The 21,711-nt window shown below is 50.3% G+C and carries 23 protein-coding genes and 1 pseudogene; 12 read left to right on the top strand and 12 right to left on the bottom strand.

Annotated elements, in window-relative coordinates:
- Nucleotides 1-39: 39 nt before the first annotated feature.
- From LDB27_RS10730 to LDB27_RS10720, 3 genes and pseudogenes are all read right to left on the bottom strand, one after another.
- Complete coding sequence (locus LDB27_RS10730; RefSeq protein ID WP_000237721.1) at nucleotides 40-810, bottom strand: M15 family metallopeptidase; 771 nt, start codon at nucleotides 808-810, stop codon at nucleotides 40-42.
- Between the two features lie 259 nt (nucleotides 811-1,069).
- Nucleotides 1,070-1,301: pseudogene (locus LDB27_RS10725) on the bottom strand (hypothetical protein).
- A gap of 32 nt (nucleotides 1,302-1,333) precedes the next feature.
- Nucleotides 1,334-1,732, bottom strand: coding sequence for a hypothetical protein (locus LDB27_RS10720; RefSeq protein ID WP_000747901.1), 399 nt, complete (start codon nucleotides 1,730-1,732; stop codon nucleotides 1,334-1,336).
- 515 nt (nucleotides 1,733-2,247) lie between these two features.
- On the opposite strand from LDB27_RS10720, the gene sifB reads away from it, so the two are divergent.
- Both sifB and LDB27_RS10710 read left to right on the top strand, forming a co-directional pair.
- Complete coding sequence (gene sifB, locus LDB27_RS10715) at nucleotides 2,248-3,198, top strand: SPI-2 type III secretion system effector SifB (RefSeq protein ID WP_001122936.1); 951 nt, start codon at nucleotides 2,248-2,250, stop codon at nucleotides 3,196-3,198.
- A gap of 271 nt (nucleotides 3,199-3,469) precedes the next feature.
- On the top strand, nucleotides 3,470-3,700 hold the full coding sequence (locus LDB27_RS10710; RefSeq protein ID WP_000956438.1) for a DUF2554 family protein: 231 nt from the start codon (nucleotides 3,470-3,472) through the stop codon (nucleotides 3,698-3,700).
- On the opposite strand, the gene LDB27_RS10705 is transcribed toward LDB27_RS10710, so the two are convergent.
- The gene (locus LDB27_RS10705; protein WP_001249763.1) at nucleotides 3,701-5,665 is read right to left on the bottom strand and encodes a peptidase U32 family protein; all 1,965 of its coding nucleotides are present in this window, start codon (nucleotides 5,663-5,665) and stop codon (nucleotides 3,701-3,703) included.
- 78 nt (nucleotides 5,666-5,743) lie between these two features.
- The gene (locus tag LDB27_RS10700; protein ID WP_000369544.1) at nucleotides 5,744-6,280 is read right to left on the bottom strand and encodes a helix-turn-helix domain-containing protein; all 537 of its coding nucleotides are present in this window, start codon (nucleotides 6,278-6,280) and stop codon (nucleotides 5,744-5,746) included.
- 91 nt (nucleotides 6,281-6,371) lie between these two features.
- Between LDB27_RS10700 and LDB27_RS10695 the strand changes: the two genes are divergently transcribed.
- Nucleotides 6,372-7,550: a benzoate/H(+) symporter BenE family transporter gene (locus tag LDB27_RS10695; RefSeq protein ID WP_001238500.1), complete on the top strand. Its 1,179-nt coding sequence runs from the start codon at nucleotides 6,372-6,374 to the stop codon at nucleotides 7,548-7,550.
- A 53-nt stretch (nucleotides 7,551-7,603) separates the two neighbouring features.
- Here the strand turns inward: LDB27_RS10695 and LDB27_RS10690 are convergent, their stop codons facing one another.
- The 3 genes from LDB27_RS10690 to tehA form a co-directional block, all read right to left on the bottom strand.
- The gene (locus LDB27_RS10690; RefSeq protein ID WP_001259021.1) at nucleotides 7,604-8,272 is read right to left on the bottom strand and encodes a DUF3313 domain-containing protein; all 669 of its coding nucleotides are present in this window, start codon (nucleotides 8,270-8,272) and stop codon (nucleotides 7,604-7,606) included.
- A 155-nt stretch (nucleotides 8,273-8,427) separates the two neighbouring features.
- Nucleotides 8,428-9,024, bottom strand: a complete 597-nt coding sequence (gene tehB, locus LDB27_RS10685; protein WP_000218275.1) for a tellurite resistance methyltransferase TehB — start codon at nucleotides 9,022-9,024, stop codon at nucleotides 8,428-8,430.
- Nucleotides 9,011-10,024: a dicarboxylate transporter/tellurite-resistance protein TehA gene (gene tehA / locus LDB27_RS10680; RefSeq protein WP_001243996.1), complete on the bottom strand. Its 1,014-nt coding sequence runs from the start codon at nucleotides 10,022-10,024 to the stop codon at nucleotides 9,011-9,013. Before tehA ends, tehB begins: the two co-directional genes overlap by 14 nt.
- Before the next feature lie 106 nt (nucleotides 10,025-10,130).
- Between tehA and ydcK the strand changes: the two genes are divergently transcribed.
- The gene (ydcK, locus tag LDB27_RS10675) at nucleotides 10,131-11,111 is read left to right on the top strand and encodes a YdcK family protein (RefSeq protein ID WP_000170582.1); all 981 of its coding nucleotides are present in this window, start codon (nucleotides 10,131-10,133) and stop codon (nucleotides 11,109-11,111) included.
- On the opposite strand, the gene rimL is transcribed toward ydcK, so the two are convergent.
- On the bottom strand, nucleotides 11,108-11,647 hold the full coding sequence (gene rimL / locus LDB27_RS10670; RefSeq protein ID WP_000229294.1) for a 50S ribosomal protein L7/L12-serine acetyltransferase: 540 nt from the start codon (nucleotides 11,645-11,647) through the stop codon (nucleotides 11,108-11,110). The genes ydcK and rimL overlap by 4 nt on opposite strands.
- Before the next feature lie 216 nt (nucleotides 11,648-11,863).
- On the opposite strand from rimL, the gene LDB27_RS10665 reads away from it, so the two are divergent.
- The 8 genes from LDB27_RS10665 to aac(6') all read left to right on the top strand — a co-directional run bounded on the left by LDB27_RS10665 (nucleotide 11,864) and on the right by aac(6') (nucleotide 17,861).
- A complete protein-coding gene (locus LDB27_RS10665) occupies nucleotides 11,864-12,982 on the top strand; it encodes a M42 family metallopeptidase (protein WP_000144624.1) in 1,119 nt (372 codons plus the stop codon).
- Complete coding sequence (sgcB, locus tag LDB27_RS10660; protein ID WP_000976132.1) at nucleotides 12,979-13,260, top strand: PTS sugar transporter subunit IIB SgcB; 282 nt, start codon at nucleotides 12,979-12,981, stop codon at nucleotides 13,258-13,260. The genes LDB27_RS10665 and sgcB overlap by 4 nt, the downstream gene beginning before the upstream one ends.
- Nucleotides 13,261-13,270: 10 nt before the next feature.
- Nucleotides 13,271-14,584, top strand: a complete 1,314-nt coding sequence (gene sgcC / locus LDB27_RS10655; RefSeq protein WP_000460836.1) for a PTS sugar transporter subunit IIC SgcC — start codon at nucleotides 13,271-13,273, stop codon at nucleotides 14,582-14,584.
- Between the two features lie 13 nt (nucleotides 14,585-14,597).
- Nucleotides 14,598-15,404 carry a BtpA family protein SgcQ gene (gene sgcQ / locus LDB27_RS10650; RefSeq protein WP_000118619.1) on the top strand — a complete coding sequence of 269 codons (807 nt, stop codon included), beginning with the start codon at nucleotides 14,598-14,600 and terminating at the stop codon, nucleotides 15,402-15,404.
- Between the two features lie 131 nt (nucleotides 15,405-15,535).
- The gene (gene sgcA, locus LDB27_RS10645; protein ID WP_000606458.1) at nucleotides 15,536-15,973 is read left to right on the top strand and encodes an SgcA family PTS sugar transporter subunit IIA; all 438 of its coding nucleotides are present in this window, start codon (nucleotides 15,536-15,538) and stop codon (nucleotides 15,971-15,973) included.
- Between the two features lie 11 nt (nucleotides 15,974-15,984).
- Entirely contained in the window at nucleotides 15,985-16,617 is a 633-nt protein-coding gene (locus LDB27_RS10640) for a ribulose-phosphate 3 epimerase family protein (protein WP_000600604.1), read from the top strand.
- A 15-nt stretch (nucleotides 16,618-16,632) separates the two neighbouring features.
- Nucleotides 16,633-17,424 (top strand): DeoR/GlpR family DNA-binding transcription regulator, encoded by a 792-nt coding sequence (locus LDB27_RS10635; RefSeq protein ID WP_023197658.1) that lies wholly within the window; start codon nucleotides 16,633-16,635, stop codon nucleotides 17,422-17,424.
- The gene (gene aac(6'), locus LDB27_RS10630) at nucleotides 17,424-17,861 is read left to right on the top strand and encodes a cryptic aminoglycoside N-acetyltransferase AAC(6')-Iy/Iaa (RefSeq protein ID WP_000354598.1); all 438 of its coding nucleotides are present in this window, start codon (nucleotides 17,424-17,426) and stop codon (nucleotides 17,859-17,861) included. Before LDB27_RS10635 ends, aac(6') begins: the two co-directional genes overlap by 1 nt.
- A gap of 46 nt (nucleotides 17,862-17,907) precedes the next feature.
- On the opposite strand, the gene LDB27_RS10625 is transcribed toward aac(6'), so the two are convergent.
- The 3 genes from LDB27_RS10625 to LDB27_RS10615 all read right to left on the bottom strand — a co-directional run bounded on the left by LDB27_RS10625 (nucleotide 17,908) and on the right by LDB27_RS10615 (nucleotide 21,548).
- Nucleotides 17,908-19,110 carry a lactate oxidase gene (locus LDB27_RS10625; protein ID WP_000856050.1) on the bottom strand — a complete coding sequence of 401 codons (1,203 nt, stop codon included), beginning with the start codon at nucleotides 19,108-19,110 and terminating at the stop codon, nucleotides 17,908-17,910.
- Nucleotides 19,111-19,121: 11 nt separating this feature from the next.
- Nucleotides 19,122-19,697: a YceI family protein gene (locus LDB27_RS10620; RefSeq protein ID WP_225519946.1), complete on the bottom strand. Its 576-nt coding sequence runs from the start codon at nucleotides 19,695-19,697 to the stop codon at nucleotides 19,122-19,124.
- Between the two features lie 195 nt (nucleotides 19,698-19,892).
- Nucleotides 19,893-21,548 carry a glucan biosynthesis protein D gene (locus LDB27_RS10615; protein ID WP_001081945.1) on the bottom strand — a complete coding sequence of 552 codons (1,656 nt, stop codon included), beginning with the start codon at nucleotides 21,546-21,548 and terminating at the stop codon, nucleotides 19,893-19,895.
- Nucleotides 21,549-21,711 lie beyond the last annotated feature (163 nt).

Raw genomic sequence — 21,711 nt, 5'->3', positions numbered from 1 at the left:
AACAGGCGTAATGATTAGATTTCGCAACAAAACGCCGTTTCAGGGTCTCTGCTTAACGGGAAAGTCAAACCAGGTGTTCGGGTATGGTTCATGAGTAAGGGAGAAGTGCCACCATTCAGTATCCAGTGGCGTAAAGCCCGCATCACGCATCAATGTTTGTAATAACAACCTATTTGCGCGTTGCTGAGCGGTAAGCATGGCATTATCGGGATGGGATAACGGACTAAAACAGTCAAAGCCGGTACCAAAATCCAGACTATTATCTGGCGAGCGTTGTGCCGCGGACGCAGTACAATTCACCAGTGGTCGTCCGGGATGGTATATCGGTATTTTACTGTCGAGTGGAACAATCGTTAGATCAAGCGTACTTCCCCGACTGTGGCCGGATCTGGCGGCAAGATAACCTTCCTCAAACAGACGCTTTTTCTCTACCAGCGGATAAAATTCGTTTTTCATTTGGTTTTGAGAAGGATCTTTGGCCCACGCGATAAAGTCATTCACTGCGCTTTGCGGACGATAGCAATCATATATTTTTAAGGTAAGTCCGAAGGGGCGTAAACGATCGGCGACCTGCTTCACTGCGTTCGCGGCTGGTCGTGTTAACAGGCAAACAGGCGCGTTATAGCCTTTAATGGGGCGACCAACAAAGTTATGGGAAGTGAAGTATCGCATGTCTACCTGTACGTCGGGGGCGACCGTAGTAATATCGACAAAGTCTTTTGGCTGGTGGAGATCAATATGGTTTTCAGCTGACATTGCCTGAACGGACAACAGGCTGAACAGGAGGAAAGAAGATACGCATTTTACCATATGTTACACCTCGCGAGAGTCACAGGGGTGATTATGTATTTGAGCAGGTAAAGATTAGCGGACAGCGCTTAAACAGATGGTTAAAATAAACATCATTCCCCCCTGTAATCTGTGCCTTATCACAAACGGAGAGGTTATATTTTGCTTATATGACCATTACGCCGCCTGTTCTATACCCAAAATAATTCGAGTTGCTTAAAGGCGGCAAGGGAATGAGTCCCAGGAGCACAGATAACGATGTGTTTTCACAAAGGCGAGTCTACCTGACCAGAAAGGTTATTTGATAATCAGTAGTACAGTTGTTGTCGCCTTCCATAACTAAATAACATTGTTTCGCCAAAGATAAGACCACTATATAGTCAGGAAGGCAATTAGTGAGGAACGCGTCGATTGTCGGCGATAATGCATCTGAAATTACGATTCACCGCAGTTGTTCAAACACATAGAATCCCCCTCGAACCGAGATAATTCGGTCTGCTGCTCATAGCCATTATTCAGTAAGAAAGCAGGTTGCAGCGGCGGATCACGGGCGTGAAGAAAAATCCTGAGCCCCAAACTTTTTGGACAAGCGCTGAACCTGCCGTATACTTTTACTTAACGTACACTCCGCCATAAAAATAAACCCTGCGATGATACCGTAATGCCACAGGCATAACTTAAGGATATGCCATAAATCAAGCGAAGCATGATTTAACTTCTCAGTGATTGCGATAGTCTGTACAAATATTATGGGATGAAATAATAAGACGCCTAACAAAAATATCCCTGCCACGATCATGGCAAGTAACTGAAAAAAAGCCCATCCGATAACGAAACGGTAAAGTAACAGCAATAATAGCCGTCCACATTTTCTTAGCCATTCTGACTGCAAAATGCCCCAGGATGCTGTCTTTTCGTGAATTTCACCATCTGATTTCTTCATTTTGAGCCTCCTCGCAGGTTTTTATAATTTTATCGCCCAACTGGAAATAAATCCGTCAGCTAATCGTTACAACAAATATAATTAAGACAGAAACTAAAGAGTAAGGCATTTATATCATAAGTGCTATCAGTATTGGCCTTCTGCCCTACCGCTAAATATCTCATTGTTGTTAGCCTAATAATACTTTCAGTTTAACTTCTTATAAGAAAATTTCTACACGGTTGAGCAACAATTTACTTTATCTAAAAATAATATAGCGTGTAATTAATCATTACTTATGGTACATGATGATGTGAAAATTAAGAAAACCGTTTTAGTTTCATTCGTTTTACCTGACATACTTCATGTCCAGGAGGCGTGGACATGACTAAAACTACGGGTCAATTTGAACGTTCAGGATAAAGCAAAAATCAGGTGTTTCACCGATAGGCAAACCGATGGGCAACATGGGATAATATTTTGAATACCACCTATTCCAGTAATGAAGTATTATATACTCACTTGTGGTCTAAATTATGCCAATTACTATCGGGAGAGGGTTTTTAAAGAGTGAGATGTTTTCTCAAAGTGCCATCTCTCAACGCTCCTTCTTTACGTTACTATGGGAAAAGATTAAAGATTTTTTCTGTAGCACGCGAAGATCCGCTGCCGATCAATATATAAAGGAATTATGTGATGTTGCCTCTCCGCCTGACGCACAACGTTTATTTGATTTATTTTGCAAGTTATATGAATTATCATCACCGTCATGCAAAGAAAAATTCCATTTTCAGCACTATAAAGATGGTGAGTATCAATATACAAATCTCTGCATTAAAGATGGCGAAGATATTCCGTTATGCATTGTGATACGTCAGGATCACTACTATTATGATATAATGAATAGAACAGTACTCTGTGTTGATACTCAGTCTGCCCACCTGAAAAGATATTCTGATATTAATATAAAAACTAGCACTTATGTTTGTGAAGAGCTATGTTGCTTGTTCCCTGAGCGGTTACTACTCTCGCTATCCGGTGGTATAACATTTTCCGTTGACCTAAAAAATATAAAAGAGACGCTTATCGCCATGGCAGAAAAGGGTAATTTATGTGACTGGAAGGAACAGGAAAGAAAAGCCGCCATTTCCTCCAGGATTAGTCTGGGCATCACCCAGGCAGATCTACCACCTATTGACGACGCTATCAAAAACAAAATAGCCGCAAAGGTTATTGAGGATACTAACTTAAAGAATGCAACATTTGAACCAAATTATGCACAAAGCTCAGTTACTCAACTAGTTTATTCATGTTTGTTTAAGAATGAGATATTAATGAATATGCTTGAGGAAAGTTCCTCTCATGGCCTGCTATGTTTAAACGACCTTGTTGAATATGTAGCGTTACAAGTTCATAACAGCCTTTTTTCTGAAGATTTATCTTCACTCGTTGAAACAACAAAAAATGAGGCTCATCACCAGAGTTGACCACACCATAAATAGTATGGCTTACAATCCCCTGGCAATACCAAAACCATCTAATACAATACCTTTAAAATATACTTCCAGGAAATAATGAATTTCGCATGGAACGAATTGGCTCGTTATTTTTATAATTGAGATACTGAGTATAAGTATATTTTCTCATACAACTTATCGCACTTATTGACAAACCGTTTTCGCTAATTTGAAGTGTTGAATAATAACTCAAAGAAATTATTGGCATCATAGCCTCACGACGTAACTGGAAGGTGGCATGATGCTTACAAAAACGTTATCAGTAGTTTTACTGACCTGTGCGCTGTTTTCAGGCCAGTTACTGGCGAAACAGCAAGACCACGCATTCGTATGGTTTGCGACGGGAGGGCACCAGCTTAGACACGAAGCCGACAGCGATGAATTACGGGCGGCAGCGGAAGAATCCGCGGAAGGCTTGCGCGAGCACCACAACTGGCAGAAATCGCGCAAACCAGAAAGCTATTTTCGTTAATTAAACGCCCCTGCGCTTCGGCAGCGTTTTCATCAGCGCTTCAGGGCTCACTGAAGCGACAACGCTGCCGGGCTGGGGCATTTTTAAGATGTGGTTTTTAATTTTGCCAATGACATGCATTTCGCAAGGGCGGCAGTCGAATTTTAGCGTCAGTACCTCATCGCCATGCACCAACTGCATCGGCGTGGCTTTCCAGCTCTTAATATTTCCTTTCGCCTGCTTTGGACAAAGGTTGAACGCAAAACGCAGGCAGTGTTTGGTGATCATGACCGGTACCTCGCCCTTCTCCTGATGCGCCTCATAGGCCGCATCAATCAATTGTACGCCGTAACGGTGATAAAATTCCCGCGCTTTGTGGTTGTAGACATTAGCGAGAAAGCTGAGATGCGTTTGCGGGTAGACCGGCGCAGGCTGCGCCACGGGTTTCCGACGACCTCGTTGATAATGGGCCAGCCGCGCCGCGTCAAGCATATCAATCGCCTCCCGACGGAACTGATTGAGCAGGCTATTTGGCACGAACAACGCCGCCGGTAATGTCACCTGCATATCACGCGCGTAGTAAGGCGTCTGTCCCAGCTTCGCCAGTCCGGCTTTTAGGTTATTCAACGCTTTTTCAGAGTTGTTGGCTTCCTCAAATACCCCGTCAAGCGTATGCGTGATGCAGACACCGTCTTCACTGGTCAGCGTCAGAATAAGCTGTTCCTGCCAGCCGCCCAGCATGATATCAACCGCCACACGGCGCTCACTGGAGGTTTTTGTCAGCGCTTGCTGCCAGTTATGCTCCAGATTACGATTCAACGGATGATGCGGACGGACTTTATGCAGGTCGGCAGGCATATCATTTGGCCAAACGCGGTAGCGGTTATGACCGGTTTTCTCCACCGTATTGGCGCGAAAACCTACCACTTCACGCTTAATCAACACGTTCAGACCATCGCCATTCGCCAACGGCTCCGTAGCTTCTACGTCGAGATAATCCTTCGCCACATTCAGCACCTCACCTACCGGCAAGCCAATAAATTTTGGTGAATCAAATGCGCCAATATCACCTTTACGCGCGTTAACAAAATAGTCGGTGCTGCCGCGATGGAAGGTTTTCTCCGTGGAGGGAACAAAAAAGTGTTCGGTCCGACCAACCGACGCACGCGCCAGATCGCCACGTTGCTCGATAATCGCGTCCAGCATCTGACGATAATGCGCGGTGATGTTTTTGACATAGCTCATGTCTTTATAGCGCCCTTCAATCTTGAAGGAACGTACGCCTGCATCGATCAACGCGCCGAGGTTAGCCGTTTGGTCGTTATCTTTCATCGATAGCAAATGTTTTTCGTAAGAGACCACCCGCCCCTGATCGTCTTTTAACGTATACGGTAAGCGACAGGCTTGCGAACAGTCGCCCCGATTGGCGCTGCGCCCGGTTTGCGCATGAGAGATATAACACTGCCCAGAATAAGCGACACACAGCGCGCCATGAATGAAGAACTCAATCGTGGCGTCAGTAGCCTGATGAATAGCCGCTATCTGACTCAAATTAAGCTCGCGCGCCAGTACAATCTGTGAAAAACCGACATCGGCAAGAAACTTCGCTTTTTCCACGCTGCGAATATCACACTGTGTACTGGCGTGAAGCTCAATCGGCGGGATATCCAGTTCCAGAATGCCCATATCCTGCACAATCAGCGCATCCACCCCGGTGTTGTACAAATCGGTGATTAACCGCTGCGCGGGCTCCAGCTCATCATCATGCAGGATAGTATTCAGCGTGACAAAAATCCTGGCGCCGTAACGGTGAGCAAACGGGACCAGATCGGCGATATCGCGCAGACTGTTACTGGCGTTATGACGTGCGCCAAAACCGGGTCCGCCGATGTAGACGGCATCTGCGCCATGCAAAATCGCTTCGCGAGCAATTGCGGCGTCACGGGCCGGACTTAACAATTCGAGATAGTGAGGTTGCTGGCGCATACAGTCTTTCTTATCCAATAGCAGCGAAATGGCGGCTATTGTAGTCAGAAGCGCAAACTAACGAAATAGTTTTCCCGCTTAATCACGCGGGTAATGGATCAGCGAGTGAAAATGAACCGTCTGGTCACTGCTGTTGCGATAGGTATGCGCCGTATCGCCGGCAAAACGCAAACCTTTACCGGCGTCTATGGTTTGCCATACCCCACCAGTACACATGTCCAGCCGACCCTGAATCACCACCACATGTTCGATAACGCCGGCTTTATGCGGCGCTGATTCGCTGACCGCGCCAGGCGCCAGCAATAGAGAAAAATAGTCAAAACAGAGTTCAGGGTCCCACGGAAACAGCGGTGTGATTACCATCGCTTGCTGCTGGGGATCGAAGGTTGGCGGAAATTCGGCCTGCGGAGGCGAAATAAACATTGAGAATGGAACGTTCAGGCCCGTCGCAATTTTCCACAGCGTTGCGACTGTCGGGCTGGATTCATTACGCTCTATCTGCCCTAACATGGCTTTTGAGACGCCGGAGATCTCCGCCAGACGCGATAAACTCCAGCCTCGCTGATGGCGTAACGTTCTTAACGTGGTCGCCAGATAGTGTGTCAGGTTATCCATTTTTCCCCCCAGTAAGACCATAGCGTATCACTTGTACGCTATAACGCACAATGCTACATTGACTGACCGTTATAACGCACAAGAGGCGATCATGCGTCTGTTATCACTGCCGTTACCTACTGTATTATCTGGTCTGGTCGCCGTTCTGGTCGGCTATGCAAGTTCCGCCGCCATTATCTGGCAGGCGGCGCTCGCCGCTGGCGCAACACCCGCAGAGATCGCCGGCTGGATGACCGCCCTCGGTATAGCCATGGGCATAAGCACACTAACGTTAACCTTGTGGTATCGTGCGCCGGTTTTAACCGCCTGGTCAACGCCTGGCGCCGCTCTGTTGGTAACAGGGCTTCAGGGATTATCGTTGCCAGACGCGGTGGGCATATTCATTGTCGCCAATGCCCTGATTGTGCTGTGCGGCGTCACGGGATTGTTTGCGCGTTTGATGCGGATAATCCCCCATTCTCTTGCCGCCGCAATGCTGGCGGGAATACTGCTACGCTTCGGCCTGCAGGCGTTCGGGACGCTCAACGGAGAGTTTGTCATGTGCGGCGGTATGCTATTGGCGTGGCTACTCTTTAAAGTATTCGCGCCCCGCTATGCCGTTATTGCTGCCATGGTGATGGGAATAACGGTGGCGCTCATCCAGGGTAAGGTGGCGATGAGCGGTATTCATTTCGCGCCGGTGTGGCCCACCTTCGTTCCCCCCCACTTTTCATTCGCGCAAAGCCTGAGCGTCGCGGTACCGCTCTTTCTGGTGACGATGGCATCGCAAAACGCCCCCGGCGTCGCCACAATGAAGGCGTCTGGCTATCAGCTTCCTGTCTCTCCGTTAATGATTTTTACCGGATTGCTGGCGCTGCTGCTTTCGCCATTTGGCGTTTATTCTATCTGCATTGCCGCCATTACAGCCGCCATTTGTCAAAGCCCGGACGCGCACCCCGATCCAACGCGTCGCTGGTTAGCGGCCGCCGCCGCAGGCGTTTTTTATTTACTTGCCGGGTGGTTTGGCGGTTCGATAACCGCGCTGATGGTCGCCCTGCCGGTTAGCTGGGTGCAAATGCTGGCTGGTCTGGCACTGTTAAGTACGATTAGCGGTAGCCTGTATCAGGCGCTTACTCACGAAAATGAGCGTGACGCGGCAGTTATCGCATTTCTCGTCACCGCCAGCGGGCTAACGCTGATGGGCATCGGATCGGCATTCTGGGGGTTGATCGCTGGCGGGATAGGCTACGCTGTATTAACGAGAACGCGCCGCCCATCGTTGTCTGGCTGATGGCGACCGCTAATCTGCCGGGGTTTGCGCCATCTTGCGATGGCGCCGCAGAACTATTTTTTGTTAACGTCAAACATAGAGGTATCCGTCGCCATATCATCCACGACCTGTTTCAACGTCTCAAACGCCATTGGCGTACTGGAATTACTCAGGTCTTGACCTTCACCCTGGCGCACTACCTTGACGACCGGCTTGTTGGTCGCGGCATCTATCAGCTCACCCTCAAAATAAAGGTGGGTATCCATGGTTCGGTGGCCCGTCGCCATTTGCGTGCCTGCCACAATCAGCGCTACAGGGATTACCTCATAGAATTGTAGCCCTTCTTTGCTGGTATCCACGCCCGTAATCGCCCCGCGGAAAATCAAACTGCGCGGCCCTGGCGTCGTGACCAGCGGTTTGCGCTGTTCAATTGCTGATTTTACTTTACTGTTCGTATAAGCCAGCAGTTTATCAAGAACTTGCTGCCCGACCTGGGTCGTTGGCTTGGGGACGGGATAGTACGTTATCGGATTGTAAACAATATTGTCATAGTTAGAGTCATTGAAATGTGGATCTACCCAGCGCAACACCGGTTTTCCCGTGGCGGAGGTAGTTTCCTGCAGGTCCGAATAATTTTTTAAGAATCCAGAATACTTATCCGGCTGTGTGACTTTGGACGCACAGCCGGATAACGCCAGCAAGCCAGTAAGCACTGCAACTTTAAATAAAGTATGAGTACGCATGAAACGATCCCTTTAGTCTTCGCAATGATGCAAAGGAAATAATAGCAAAACGAAATCATTCTGGATGCACTAAAAATGGTAACGACAGCACAATTTGAACGCGGCGCCCGACAAAAAAATGCCGAACGCAGCGAGACTTACAGAACTTGCATCGGTCAGGCCGGTTTTCTCGCCAGCATCGTAGCAAAGCGCAGTTTGATACGGTTGCCGTTTTCGTCCGTGCGGTGAAGCTCGCCGACATCTTCGTTGTATTTCAGCATGTCCCATCCTTCGTAATAGCGGCGTAATTCGCCTTCTTTAAAAGCGAACGGGAATCCCACCGTACAGGGAAAGTCCGGCGTATCCATTGCCGCAACAATCAAATTATACCCGCCGGGTTTTGTGCAGCGTTGCATATTGGCAATTAAACCGGGAATGGTTTGCGCCTCAAGAAACATCATAACCACCGTCGAGAGAATAAAATCGTACTCGCCGTCAAAGGTCAATGTATTCAGATCGACAATGTCGGTTTGCAGATTATCCAGCCCTTCTGCCGCTTTAATACGCTCAAGGTTAGCCATACTGGCCGGATTTTTATCCCATGCGGTAACGTCATAACCGTTCGCGGCCAGATACAGACTATTGCGGCCATTGCCGCATCCCAAATCCAGCGTTCGGCCCGGCGCGACAACCTTTGCCGCCGCCAGCACATCCGAATGCGTGCGGGTTAATCCATATTTCTCAGTAAAGTAATTTTCGTCACGAACGGTCATTTTTTTCCTCCGTTTTCAACAGTGCAGCGCGCTCAGTGCGAATAAGCAACGTCCCCTGCACCAGCAATAGAAATGTACGAACCAGCAATAAGGCGATAATAGCGTTAGTGAAAATAAACAGCGGGACGGCCAGAATATGGAAAAGCCCTGATTCACTACCGTGACCAAGATGTAACCCCGTGGTCGCCAGCGCGGAAACGCCGAACGAAAAACTCCAGAAAGAAGCATTAAACGGTTGTGATAAATACCAGGGCATTAATCGCAGCATAAATAAAAGCTGTAACAGACCGTAGCCGAATAGCATTTTCGCCAGCGTGTCGCCCTCCCCGCCATTGACGCTCAGCCAGGCGCTACAGGCGACCAGCGCGGGCGCCAGTTGGATACCCAACGACGTACGCAGCACCGCCGGTAATTCGCCGCAGCTACGCAGTCGCTGCAAAATAACCGGTTCCAGACTTAACCACGAAAAAACGCCTGCGCCTAAAAACACCAGTCCGGCATCATTGTAGCCGAGCGCTCCACAGGCCATGGCGCTGATAAAATTATTCGCTACCGTGGGCAGATAAAGCCCCGGGGTTGTCGCTTCTTCCGGATGCGCTCCGCGCCAAAGTCCCGCCGTCTGCCATGCGGCATACGCCAGTTGTATGACGACCCCCACGCTGAATAGCGCAACGGCCAACGGGCGATACCAGGGAACGAAACCGATCGCGACCAGCATCGTGGTGGCGGGAAACAGGCTGACAAAACTGCTCATTACCGGATGTCGCACTTCAGCCATCACGCTATGGGGAAAGCGCACAAGACGGCTAAGGAACGCCAGGGTCAAGAGTGCCCAAATAATCATCGCCAGGATCACCATGATGTCGCCGGGCCAGTGGCTTATTGCCCATATCTGGCTGGCATAACGCCAGGCGAATCCCATACCGATAGTGCCAAGGACGATGCCAAAATAGCCCGCAGGCAGATTGAGCACACGATCGCTCTGCTTGTGATTACGCATTTTGTTTAATTTATAAAGTATATTTTAAATGCATTTTATGGAATTTCTGGTTGTTTCGCCAGTACCTTTGCTACGGTTATCTTAATCGTTCACACGGAATTTCCCTATGACCAAATATCGACTGAGTGAAGAACCTCGTGCTTTTACTTATCAGGTAGACGGTGAGAAGAAAAGCGTCTTATTACGACAAGTTATTGCCGTAACGGATTTTAACGATGTTAAAGCCGGAACCTCCGGCGGCTGGGTTGATGCCGATAATGTGCTGTCACAACAGGGGGATTGCTGGATTTATGATGAAAACGCGATGGCCTTTGCGGGCACGGAAATTACGGGTAATGCGCGTATCACGCAGCCGTGCACGCTCTACAATAACGTGCGAATAGGCGATAACGTCTGGATTGATCGCGCTGATATCAGCGATGGCGCACGGATAGGTGACAACGTCACCATTCAGTCCTCTTCCGTGCGCGGAGAGTGTGCGATTTATGGCGATGCCCGCGTGTTAAACCAGTCAGAAATTCTCGCCGTTCAGGGACTAACGCATGAACATGCGCAGATTTTACAAATTTACGATCGCGCCACCCTGAGCCATTCGCGGATTGTCCATCAGGTACAGCTTTATGGCGACGCCACTATCACACACGCTTTTATTGAGCACCGGGCGGAGGTCTTTGATTTCGCGCTCATCGAAGGCAACAAAGACAATAATGTCTGGATCTGTGACTGCGCCAAAGTCTATGGCCATGCGCGGGTTATCGCCGGTACAGCGGAAGATGCTATCCCTACCCTTCGCTACAGCTCGCAGGTAGCGGAACATGCGTTAATCGAAGGCAACTGTGTGTTAAAACATCATGTGCTGGTAGGCGGACATGCAGAGGTACGCGGAGGCCCGATTTTACTGGACGACCGCGTGCTGATTGAAGGCCATGCCTGTATACAGGGCGAAATTCTGATTGAGCACCAGGTCGAGATTAGCGGACGGGCGGCGGTGATAGCGTTTGACGGCAATACTATTCACCTGCGCGGCCCAAAAGTGATCAATGGCGAGGATCGTATTACGCGTACCCCCTTAGTCGGTTCCCTTTAATCCGTATCAATAATGCGGGCATACATATTAACGTCGTGATAGACGCCGTTAAGATACTCTGCCTGTTTCATACAGCCTTCCAGCGTAAAATGGTTGCGCCGTGCGACCGCATTACTGGCCTGATTATCAACGCGGCATTTAATGACGAAGCGCCGAATATCGCCGCGCCGGGCATAATGTGTCATCAGCGCCTGTAATGATTGCGACATTATCCCTTGTCCCTGGAGGGACTCATCCAACCAGTAACCGATATAGGCGGCTTTGTTTATCGGTTCGATGGCATTAAATGAGAGTACGCCCGCCATCTCATTCTGGCAGAAAATCAGGTACATTTTGGCGTAACCACGCTGGTGCAACAGTATATTACCCTGCACATGCTTACGCGTTTCCTCCTGCGACGTGACATATTGCGGCCAGTCGAGCGACTGTTGTAGCCACGCTTTGTTTTTGAGTACCAGTTGGTGCAGCGCCGGAACATGACTTTCATCTGCCGCTTGCAGTTCCAGCGTCGTGCTAACAGGAATAATTTCCACCATCGCGTTGCCCTTCTTCGTTGTTGGTCGTGATCACATAAATAGCCTGGTTTACCGATAACCCGCAGGTGATATGAGCGTTTTTATTGTATCGCCATCACATTATTTTTTATTGGCCCTATTTAGCGTATTTCCGCGTGACACATTTCACACTTATCCAACCATTCTCCGCCTATAAAACGCTCAACGACTGATTGTTTTATCACCACGGAGACGCCAATGACCTTTTCTGTGCAGGAAACGCTTTTTTCTTTACTGCGGCTAAACGGGATTTCAGGACATGAAAGCAGTATTGCAAACGTTATGCAGCACGCGTTTGAACAGCAGGCCAAAGACGTCTGGCGGGATCGCCTGGGCAATGTCGTCGCCCGTTATGGCAGCGATAAATCCGACGCGCTTCGCCTGATGATTTTTGCGCATATGGATGAAGTGGGTTTTATGGTACGCAAGATCGAACCCTCCGGTTTTTTACGTTTTGAACGCGTGGGCGGCCCGGCGCAAATTACTATGCCCGGTTCGATTGTGACGCTTGCCGGACGTTCAGGCGATATCATGGGCTGTATCGGTATTAAAGCATATCACTTCGCGAAGGGTGACGAGCGCACCCAGCCTCCCGCTCTCGATAAACTCTGGATTGATATCGGCGCAAAAGATAAAGCGGATGCCGAACGAATGGGTATTCAGGTGGGGACGCCAGTAACCCTTTACAACCCGCCGCACTGTCTGGGCAACGACCTGGTATGCAGTAAGGCGCTGGATGACAGGCTGGGGTGTACGGCGCTACTGGGCGTCGCCGAGGCCCTCGCCTCCACACCGCTCGATATCGCGGTATTCCTGGTCGCGTCGGTGCAGGAAGAGTTCAATATTCGCGGCATTATTCCCGTTTTACGACGCGTGCGCCCCGACCTGGCGATTGGTATTGATATCACCCCATCCTGCGACACGCCTGACCTGCAGGATTACTCGGATGTGCGGGTCAACCACGGCGTCGGCATCACCTGTCTGAACTATCACGGACGCGGTACGTTGGCGGGACTGATTACGCCGCCGCGTTTGCTGCGGATGCTGGAGACCACCGCGCACGAAAATAATATTCCCGTACAGCGAGAAGTCGCGCCAGGCGTCATCACCGAAACCGGCTACATTCAGGTTGAACTGGACGGTATTCCCTGCGCCAGCCTTTCTATTCCTTGCCGCTATACCCACTCGCCAGCCGAAGTCGCCAGCCTGCGCGACCTGACTGATTGTATCCGTTTACTGACTGCGCTGGCCAATATGTCGCCAGAACAGTTTCCCATTGAGCCTGAAACAGGCGCTACACAAGAGGCACGACCATGATGAAAAAGATCCTTGTGGCATGTGGTACCGGCATGTCGACATCAACCATGATTGCACAAAAATTGCAGGACTTTCTTGCGGAGCAAGGCATTGCGGCAACCACGGCGCAATGTTGTCTGAATGAGATCCCGTTGAACTGTAACGGTATGGATCTCATCGTAACGTCCATGCGTACGCACAGTGACTATGGCATCCCGACGCTCAACGGCGCCGCCCTGCTGACAGGCATCAACGACGACGCATTAAAACAAGAAATCAAGGCGCTGTTAACACAATAAAGGGGGCATTATGTTTGATTACATCCTGTCTCTCGGCGGCACCGTCTTTGTGCCCATCATTATGATTATCATCGGCTTAATCTTTCGTATTCCCTGGCTGCAGGCGGTGAAAGCCGGGGTGACGGTCGGCATCGGTTTTGTCGGCATGGGGTTGGTGATCGTCATGGCGATCGACAGTCTCAGTCCGCCGATTAAAGTGATGATTGAGCGTTTTGGCCTGACGCTGCATGTGTTTGACGTCGGCGCCGGGCCCGCGTCCGGCGTCGGCTATGCGACGGCCATCGGCGCTATGATCATTCCCGTTATCTTTCTGCTCAACGTCGGTATGTTGGTGACTCGTCTGACCAAAACCATGAACGTTGATATTTATAACTACTGGCACTACGCCATTACCGGAACGGTCGTCCAGTTGATGACCGGCAGTCTGATTTATGGCGTACTGGGCGCGATTTGTCACGCCGCCTTGTCGTTGAAAATGGCCGACTGGACGGCGAAACGAGTACAGAACATTGTGGGTCTGGAAGGGATTTCTATTCCGCAAGGGTATGGCTCCAGTTCCGTGCCGTTGTTCGTATTGCTGGATGCGATATACGAAAAAATACCGTTTATGAAAGGACGCAATATTGACGCTCAGGAGATCCAAAAACGGTATGGGATGGTCGGCGACCCGGTGATCATTGGCGTTGTTCTCGGTCTGATCTTCGGACTTGCCGCAGGCGAAGGCTTTAAAGGGTGCGCAACCTTAATGATTACCGTGGCGGCGATTATGGTGCTGTTTCCGCGCATGATTCGCCTTATCGTTGAGGGGTTAATGCCCATTTCCGACGGCGCGCGTAAGTTCTTCCAGAAACACTTTAAAGGGCGCGAAGTCTTTATCGGTCTGGATACCGCAGTGACGTTAGGCCACCCGACCACCATCGCGGTTGGGCTGCTGTTAATTCCCATCATGTTAATTCTGGCGAGCATACTGCCGGGCAATAAAGTCCTGCCGCTGGCTGATTTACCGGTCGCGCCATTTTTTATCTGCATGGCCACGGTTATTCATCGCGGCGATCTGATTCGTACTCTGCTCAGCGGCATCATTGTCATGATTACCGTTTTGCTGATCGCCACCCAGTTCGCACCGTACTTTACCGATATGGCGCTCAAAGGCGGCTTTAGTTTCGCCACTGAAAACGCGCAAATTACCGCGCTGTCGGTGGGAAATATGTTTGGCTGGTCAATATCTGAATTGATGTCGCTGGGCATGATTGGCGTGGTTATTGTGGTCGGCATTGTCGCCAGCATCATACTTGTCTTACGTAAACGTGAACTACCGGAATAAGGAGCAACCCAGAATGAGTTGGCTAAAAGAGGTAATAGGAACAGAAAAAGCCGTTATCGCCATGTGCCATTTACGGGCGCTGCCGGGCGATCCCGGGTTCGATACCAGGAAAGGCATGAACTGGGTGATTGACCGCGCCCATGACGATTTAATGGCGCTACAAAATGGCGGCGTGGATGCAGTGATGTTCTCCAACGAATTTAGTCTGCCTTATTTAACGAAAGTCAGACCGGAAACGACCACCGCGATGGCAAGAATCATCGGTCAGTTAATGAGTGAAATCCGCGTACCGTTTGGGGTAAACGTGTTGTGGGACCCTGTGGCCTCGTTTGATTTGGCGATGGCGACCGACGCAAAATTTATTCGCGAAATTTTCACCGGCGCTTACGCCAGCGATTTTGGCGTCTGGGATACGAATGTCGGCGAAACCATTCGCCATCAGCATCGCATCGGCGCAGGCCACGTGAAAACGCTGTTTAACATCGTGCCGGAAGCGGCGGTGTATCTGGGAAACCGGGATGTCTGTTCAATTGCGAAATCGACCGTATTTAACAATAACCCCGATGCTCTGTGCGTCTCAGGGCTGACGGCGGGCGCTCGCACGGATAGCGCCATACTGAAGCGGGTAAAAGAGACCGTCCCCGACACGGTCGTGCTGGCGAATACCGGGGTGTGTCTGGAAAACGTCGAGGAGCAGCTCTGCATTGCCGACGGATGCGTAACGGCAACCACGTTTAAAAAAGACGGCGTCTTCGCCAACTTTGTCGACCAGGCGCGCGTGGCGAAGTTTATGGAGAAAGTACGCCATATCCGACAATAAAATGGGGATAAGCAAAATGCTTATCCCCTGCAGAGAGCGATAACTCTTCTGCCGATCTCCGTCGCCTTCGCCAAAAGACACGCCGGGGATCGGTTTCAGAGTAACCCGAACCGGCAAGGAGTCAACGATCGATGATTAATGATGTTAAGTGGGTTCAGGCGCAACGCCATGCCAGCGACTGGCGACACGCGCTGGATATCGCCGTTCGTCCGCTGATTACCTTCGGCGCGGCGGCCCCCTGCTACCTGGACGGTATTATTGAGAACACCCTTAAATGGGGGCCATATTATCTTATCGCGCCGGGGATTGCGCTGCCCCATGCCAGACCGGAGCAAGGCGCCAACCATAATCAAATCAGCGTCACTACGTTATCAACGCCGGTCGCTTTCGGCAATGCGGATTGCGATCCCATCTGGCTGTTGCTTTGCGCCAGCGCCACGGATGCCGAAGCACATATTCGCACCATTCAACGCATCAGCCAGTGGCTCGACTCGCCGGAAAGCGTCGCGATGCTGCAAGATGCGCCAAATGACGCCGCGCTTTTCGCGCAATTAACCGCATTGCGCTGATGGAGGTTTCGATGATCCTGCACCCTTCACTGGCCTCCGCCGATCCGCTGCGCTATGCCGAGGCGTTGACCGCTTTACACGATGCGCCTCTCGGCTCACTGCATCTGGATATCGAAGATACCAGTTTCATCAACAATATTACCTTCGGTATGAAAACCATTCAGGCAGTCGCACAACACACTCGCCATCCGCTCTCATTTCACCTGATGGTCTCATCACCGCAACGCTGGTTACCCTGGCTTGCAGCTATTCGCCCCGGCTGGATTTTCATTCATGCCGAAAGCGTGCAAAACCCCTCGGAGATTCTGGCGGATATTCGCGCTATCGGGGCGAAAGCAGGACTGGCGCTTAACCCGGCAACGCCGCTATTGCCTTATCGTTATCTGGCATTGCAACTGGATGCGCTGATGATCATGACCAGCGAACCCGACGGGCGCGGGCAGCAATTTATCGCCACGATGTGTGAAAAAGTGAGCCAAAGCAGAGAGCATTTCCCTGCTGCGGAATGCTGGGCGGACGGCGGTATTACACTTCGCGCCGCACGGCTGCTTGCCGCCGCAGGCGCACAGCATCTGGTGATTGGCCGGGCGTTATTCACGACGGCGAACTATGATGTGACGTTGTCACAATTCACCGCGCTATAAAGGAGTCATATGCTGATGAGCCAACAGCGCCCCGACCGTATCAAACAGATGTTGCATTACCTTTGGCAACACAGGCACCTCTCAACACAACAAGCTATTGAGCTTTTTGGCTATGCAGAGGCAACCGTGCGCCGGGATTTTCACTATATCGCCAGCCGTTATCCCGGAATGGTTCGCGGCCATGGTTGTATTGACTTCGACGACAGTACGGAAGATAAAGAATATGTTTTTGACGTTAAGCGAACGTTACAAAGCGAGGCGAAACGCGAAATCGCTGCCCTCGCCCGCACGTTCATCAAGGATGGAGACTGCTTTTTTCTCGACTCCGGCTCCACCTGTCTGGAACTGGCAAAATGTCTGGTTGACGCCAAAGTAAAAGTCATTTGCAATGACATCAAAATCGCTAATGAACTGGGTGGCTTCCCACACGTAGAGAGCTACATTATCGGCGGACTGATCCGCCCCGGCTACTTTTCGGTGGGCGAGAGTCTGGCGCTGGAGATGATTAACGCCTTTGCCGTTGAACGCGCCTTTATCTCCTGCGATGCGCTGTCGATTGAAACGGGCATCACCAACGCTACCATGTTTGAAGTGGGCGTTAAAACGCGCATTATTCAGCGCTCACGCGAGGTCATATTGATGGCCGATCACTCAAAGTTTGATACTGTAGAACCCCATGCGGTGGCGACGCTGTCCTGTATTACTACTATTCTTAGCGACAGTGCGCTCCCGTCTGCTATCGCCCGACGTTATCAGCAGGCGGGATGCCGTCTCATCATGTCAACCCCCTCATCAGGAGCGCGTTAATGGACATCAGGCACATGAACAAAACCCATCTGGAGCACTGGCGCGGATTGCGAAAACAGCTCTGGCCTGATCACCCGGACGACGCCCATCTGGCGGACGGCGAAGAAATTCTGCAAGCCGATCATCTGGCATCATTTATTGCGATGGCAGACGGGGTGGCGATTGGCTTTGCGGATGCCTCAATCCGCCACGATTATGTCAATGGTTGTGACAGTTCGCCCGTGGTTTTCCTTGAAGGTATTTTTGTTCTCCCCTCATTCCGTCAACGCGGCGTAGCGAAACAATTGATTGCAGCGGTGCAACGATGGGGGACGAATAAAGGGTGTCGGGAAATGGCCTCCGATACCTCGCCGGAAAATACAATTTCCCAGAAAGTTCACCAGGCGTTAGGATTTGAGGAAACAGAGCGCGTCATTTTCTACCGGAAGCGTTGTTGAGGGAAATCATACAGGAAAAGGTCGGGTATAGTACCCGACCTTTATATTACTGGGGCAGCTCTTTTTCAGTTAACAAGCGTGTCGTTTTCACTTGTTCAATATTCCTGGCGCCACCCAACATCATGTTAATTGTCAGCTCTTTGTTTAGCTGTTCAATCACTGATGCCACACCCTGAGCGCCGCCAAGATTAAGACCGTATAATACAGGCCGGCCAACCGCCACAATATCCGCCCCGCTGGCTAACGCTTTGAATACGTGCGAACCACGGCGTACTCCGCTGTCAAAAATAACAGGCACTTGCTTGTTGACAACTTTTGCAATCGCAGGAAGCATATCGAATGAGGACGGCCCGCTGTCTAATTGACGACCACCATGATTAGAAACCCATATTCCTGCGGCCCCGGCCTGGATAGCAATTTCAGCATCCTCCGGCGACTGAATGCCTTTTACGATAACCGGCAGACCGGAAATACGATGTACATAGGCAATATCCTCCGGCGTAAAGGCTTGTTTAGCCTGCGCGTAAATTTCACTTATCCCTGCCCCTTTGCCGGTTTTTGAACCATCGTCATTTTTTCTGGCGAACATTTCCAGGTTTGCAAAGCCCAACGGGAACTGGAAGTTATTTTTAATATCTTCTTCCCGATAGCCACCGACAGGCGAATCTACGGTCAGAATAATCGCTTTAGCGCCATGCTTTACCGCTTGTGCAAGAATAAATTCGTTAAATTGATTATTCTTACTCATATAAAGCTGGAAGAAGAACGGATTTTTCCCGGAAACGTTAGCCACCTCTTCGATGGTCTTGTTGCCATAAGTACTCAACGAGAAAATCGAACCGACCTGCGCCATGCCTTTCGCCGTCGCCAACTCTCCGGAGGCGTGGGCCAGGCCCTGCGCTGCCATCGGTGCCTGGATTATAGGCGTTTTAAGCGGAATACCCAGTAGCTGCGTTGATAAATCGATCTCTTTTAACTCAATGCCCTGTAATACGCGCGGCATAATATATTTTTTGTCAAAGCTTTCGGTGTTGCTGCGAAGGTTATTCTCATCTTCGGCTCCACCGCGAATATAACCAAATGCCCCTTTCTCCATTCTGGCTTGAACGCGCGCTTCCAGAGAGGCTACGTTCGTCATTTTTATTGCTTTTTCGTCCGTGCTGGCTTTGTACTCTTCAGCATAAGCCAGGCCTGACGTTGCCAACATCGCCAGCGAGGCCACTACCCGAATGAGGTGATTAGTTTTCATCATCATTCCCTTTATTGCTTAACCGCTTCTGCCTGGATTTTTATATCGACAACTTTCGTCATCCCCATATCGACCAGATAATCTACACCCCACTGGGTGCGATCTATTTGCGTGACAAAATCACCACCGCAAACCTGCGCCTTGAATATCGGGCTCATATAACAGCCAAACTTGGTGGAGGTTAAGGTGACGGGCTTAGTTACTCCCTTCATTGTTAGCAAACCGTCAATAGAAACCGGTTTATTATCTTCAAAATGCCATTTTGTCGATTTAAATACTATTTCTGGATATTTTTCCGCATCCAGAATATCGCTACTGCGAATATGGTTATCAAACGCATCCACCCCGGTATTTAAGGCGCTCACGGGAATCGTCACGCGCATCTCTGCGACTTGCTTTTCCGGCTGATATTTCAGTTCGCCGCTAATAGCATAAAACCCGCCATGATTGGTTGAGGTCTGGAAATGATCGATATTAAATACCGCATTGGTATGCGTATTATCAAATTTATATACATCTGCATGAGCAGCACTTAATAAACCCAGAGACAGGACAGCACCAAGAAAACTCTTTTTCATTATATTCACTTTATATCTTAAATAAGGTGAAGCTATCTTAATGTCCCCTGTCCGCAGGATCGAGAGGGATAAACAGGAAGGACTGTTGCAAAAATAGAACGATGGAAAGGCCGTGTCACAAAAACAGCGGCTCACGAATGAGTTTATGCCAGGGCAATTTCCGCAACCTGTACCGCCTTTGTGGCGGTACAGAAGGCAAACTGACTAACGCATGATACGATCGTCGACATAACGGCGCTTATCCGGCGCGGGCGGGAAATACTGATACAGCCAGGTTTCGCTGATAGCCTCCCCCTGGCAGCGCAGGAACATACGCATATCCACCGGTGCCGTAGAATCCGAGGTCGGATACCAGTCAAACTGGATACGATAACCGTCGAAAGGCTCTACGTAGAGGATCTCAATCTGCTTCGCCTCGCCACTGGAGAGCGTAATCACCGGCTCAATGCCTTTTGGCGCGGCCGCTTTCAGATCGCCGCCGACAAAATCAATAGCAAAACGGCGCGCCCATTTATCCGGGTAATGTTCGCCCGGCGCCCAACCTTCGGGAAATCCGCCCATCCCTGTACGGGTCGCCATGACCCGCGCAAGCGGCGATTGTACCGGCGGCTGCGCGCTCCAGTACAAACGATAATTGAACGCCAGCGCATCCCCGGCTTTGATCGCTTTTTCCGGCTGCCAGAAACAGACCACATTATCCAGAGTTTCACCAGTGGTTGGGATCTCCATCAGGCTAACCGCGCCTTTCCCCCACTTACTGCGCGGCTCCACCCACAGGCTCGGACGTTTATTGTACCAGCCCATCACATCCTGATAATGCGAGAAATCACGATCGAGTTGCAGCAGGCCGAACCCTTTTGGGTTATCGTCCATATATGCATTGAACTGCAATTTCTGCGGATTATTCAGCGGGCGGCAAATCCACTCGCCGTTACCCCGCCACATCGCCAGCCGATCGGAATCGTGAATTTGCGGATGAATGGTGTCGCATACCCGGCGTTCATTATTCCCACAGCTAAACATACTGGTCATCGGCGCAATGCCAAGTTGCTTAATATCTTTACGGGCGTAGAGATGGTTTTCTACATCCATGATCACCTGCGATTTTTCGCAATGAATCACAAATTTATACGCGCCCGTCACGCTGGCGCTGTCCAGCAGAGCGTAAACGGTAAATGTAGTATCGCCCGGCTTCGCGGTGTCAAACCAGAATGCGGTGAAGTCAGGGAACTCTTCCTGACCGTCAGTATAGGTATCTATCGCCAGCCCGCGAGCCGACAGGCCATACTGATAAGTATCATCTACCGCCCGGAAATAACTGGCGCCCAGGAAGGAGACGACATCGCGCCGCGCCAGTTCCGGCGCTTTAAAGACACGGAAACCGGCGAAACCGAGATCGCTCTGCCCTTCCAGTTGCGTCGTATCGACGCCGGCATCGTTGTATTTAAACAGTTCCGGGCGAAAATGAATCTCGCGAGCAAGATGCGTCGTCGTATCAACGGAAAACATGCGTACGCGACGACGAAAGCCCATCCCTACGTGGAAAAACTGAATATCGAGCTGCCGGTTGGCAACACCGTTCCAGAGTGAATGCGCCGCGTCATACTGAATGCTGTTATAGGCCTGCGGCGTCAGATTGGCGAGCGTATCCGGCAAGGGTCCCGGCGCGCCGCCCCAGGGCTTTTTCGCTAACGCCTGGGCCATTGATTGCAGACCAGCAAAATCAAAACGGACAATTTTACCATCCGCAATATCGGATTCCGCGGCAAACGCCGCCTGAGAAAAGAGTGAAGCAATACCGCTGGAACCGCACACGGCGGCCATTGCCATTGAACCTTTAATAAATCGTCTACGATTCATACCTGAAAATGAGTCCTTCTGGTCTTGTGAATGGTCCCGCGCTGGTTTTTTCAGCAGCAAGAATGTGCCCGTTTCTGACCGCTCACTCTAGACAAAATTCATTAATAATCCAATTGTTGGTCGCCTGGAAACTGTGCAAAAGCGTAAATATTTTATGTCGATA

Source organism: Salmonella sp. JXY0409-18 (assembly GCF_020268625.1).
Classification (GTDB): domain Bacteria; phylum Pseudomonadota; class Gammaproteobacteria; order Enterobacterales; family Enterobacteriaceae; genus Salmonella; species Salmonella enterica.
The sequence above is the reverse complement of the archived record's forward strand: the minus strand, read 5'-3'. Positions and strand labels throughout refer to the sequence as shown.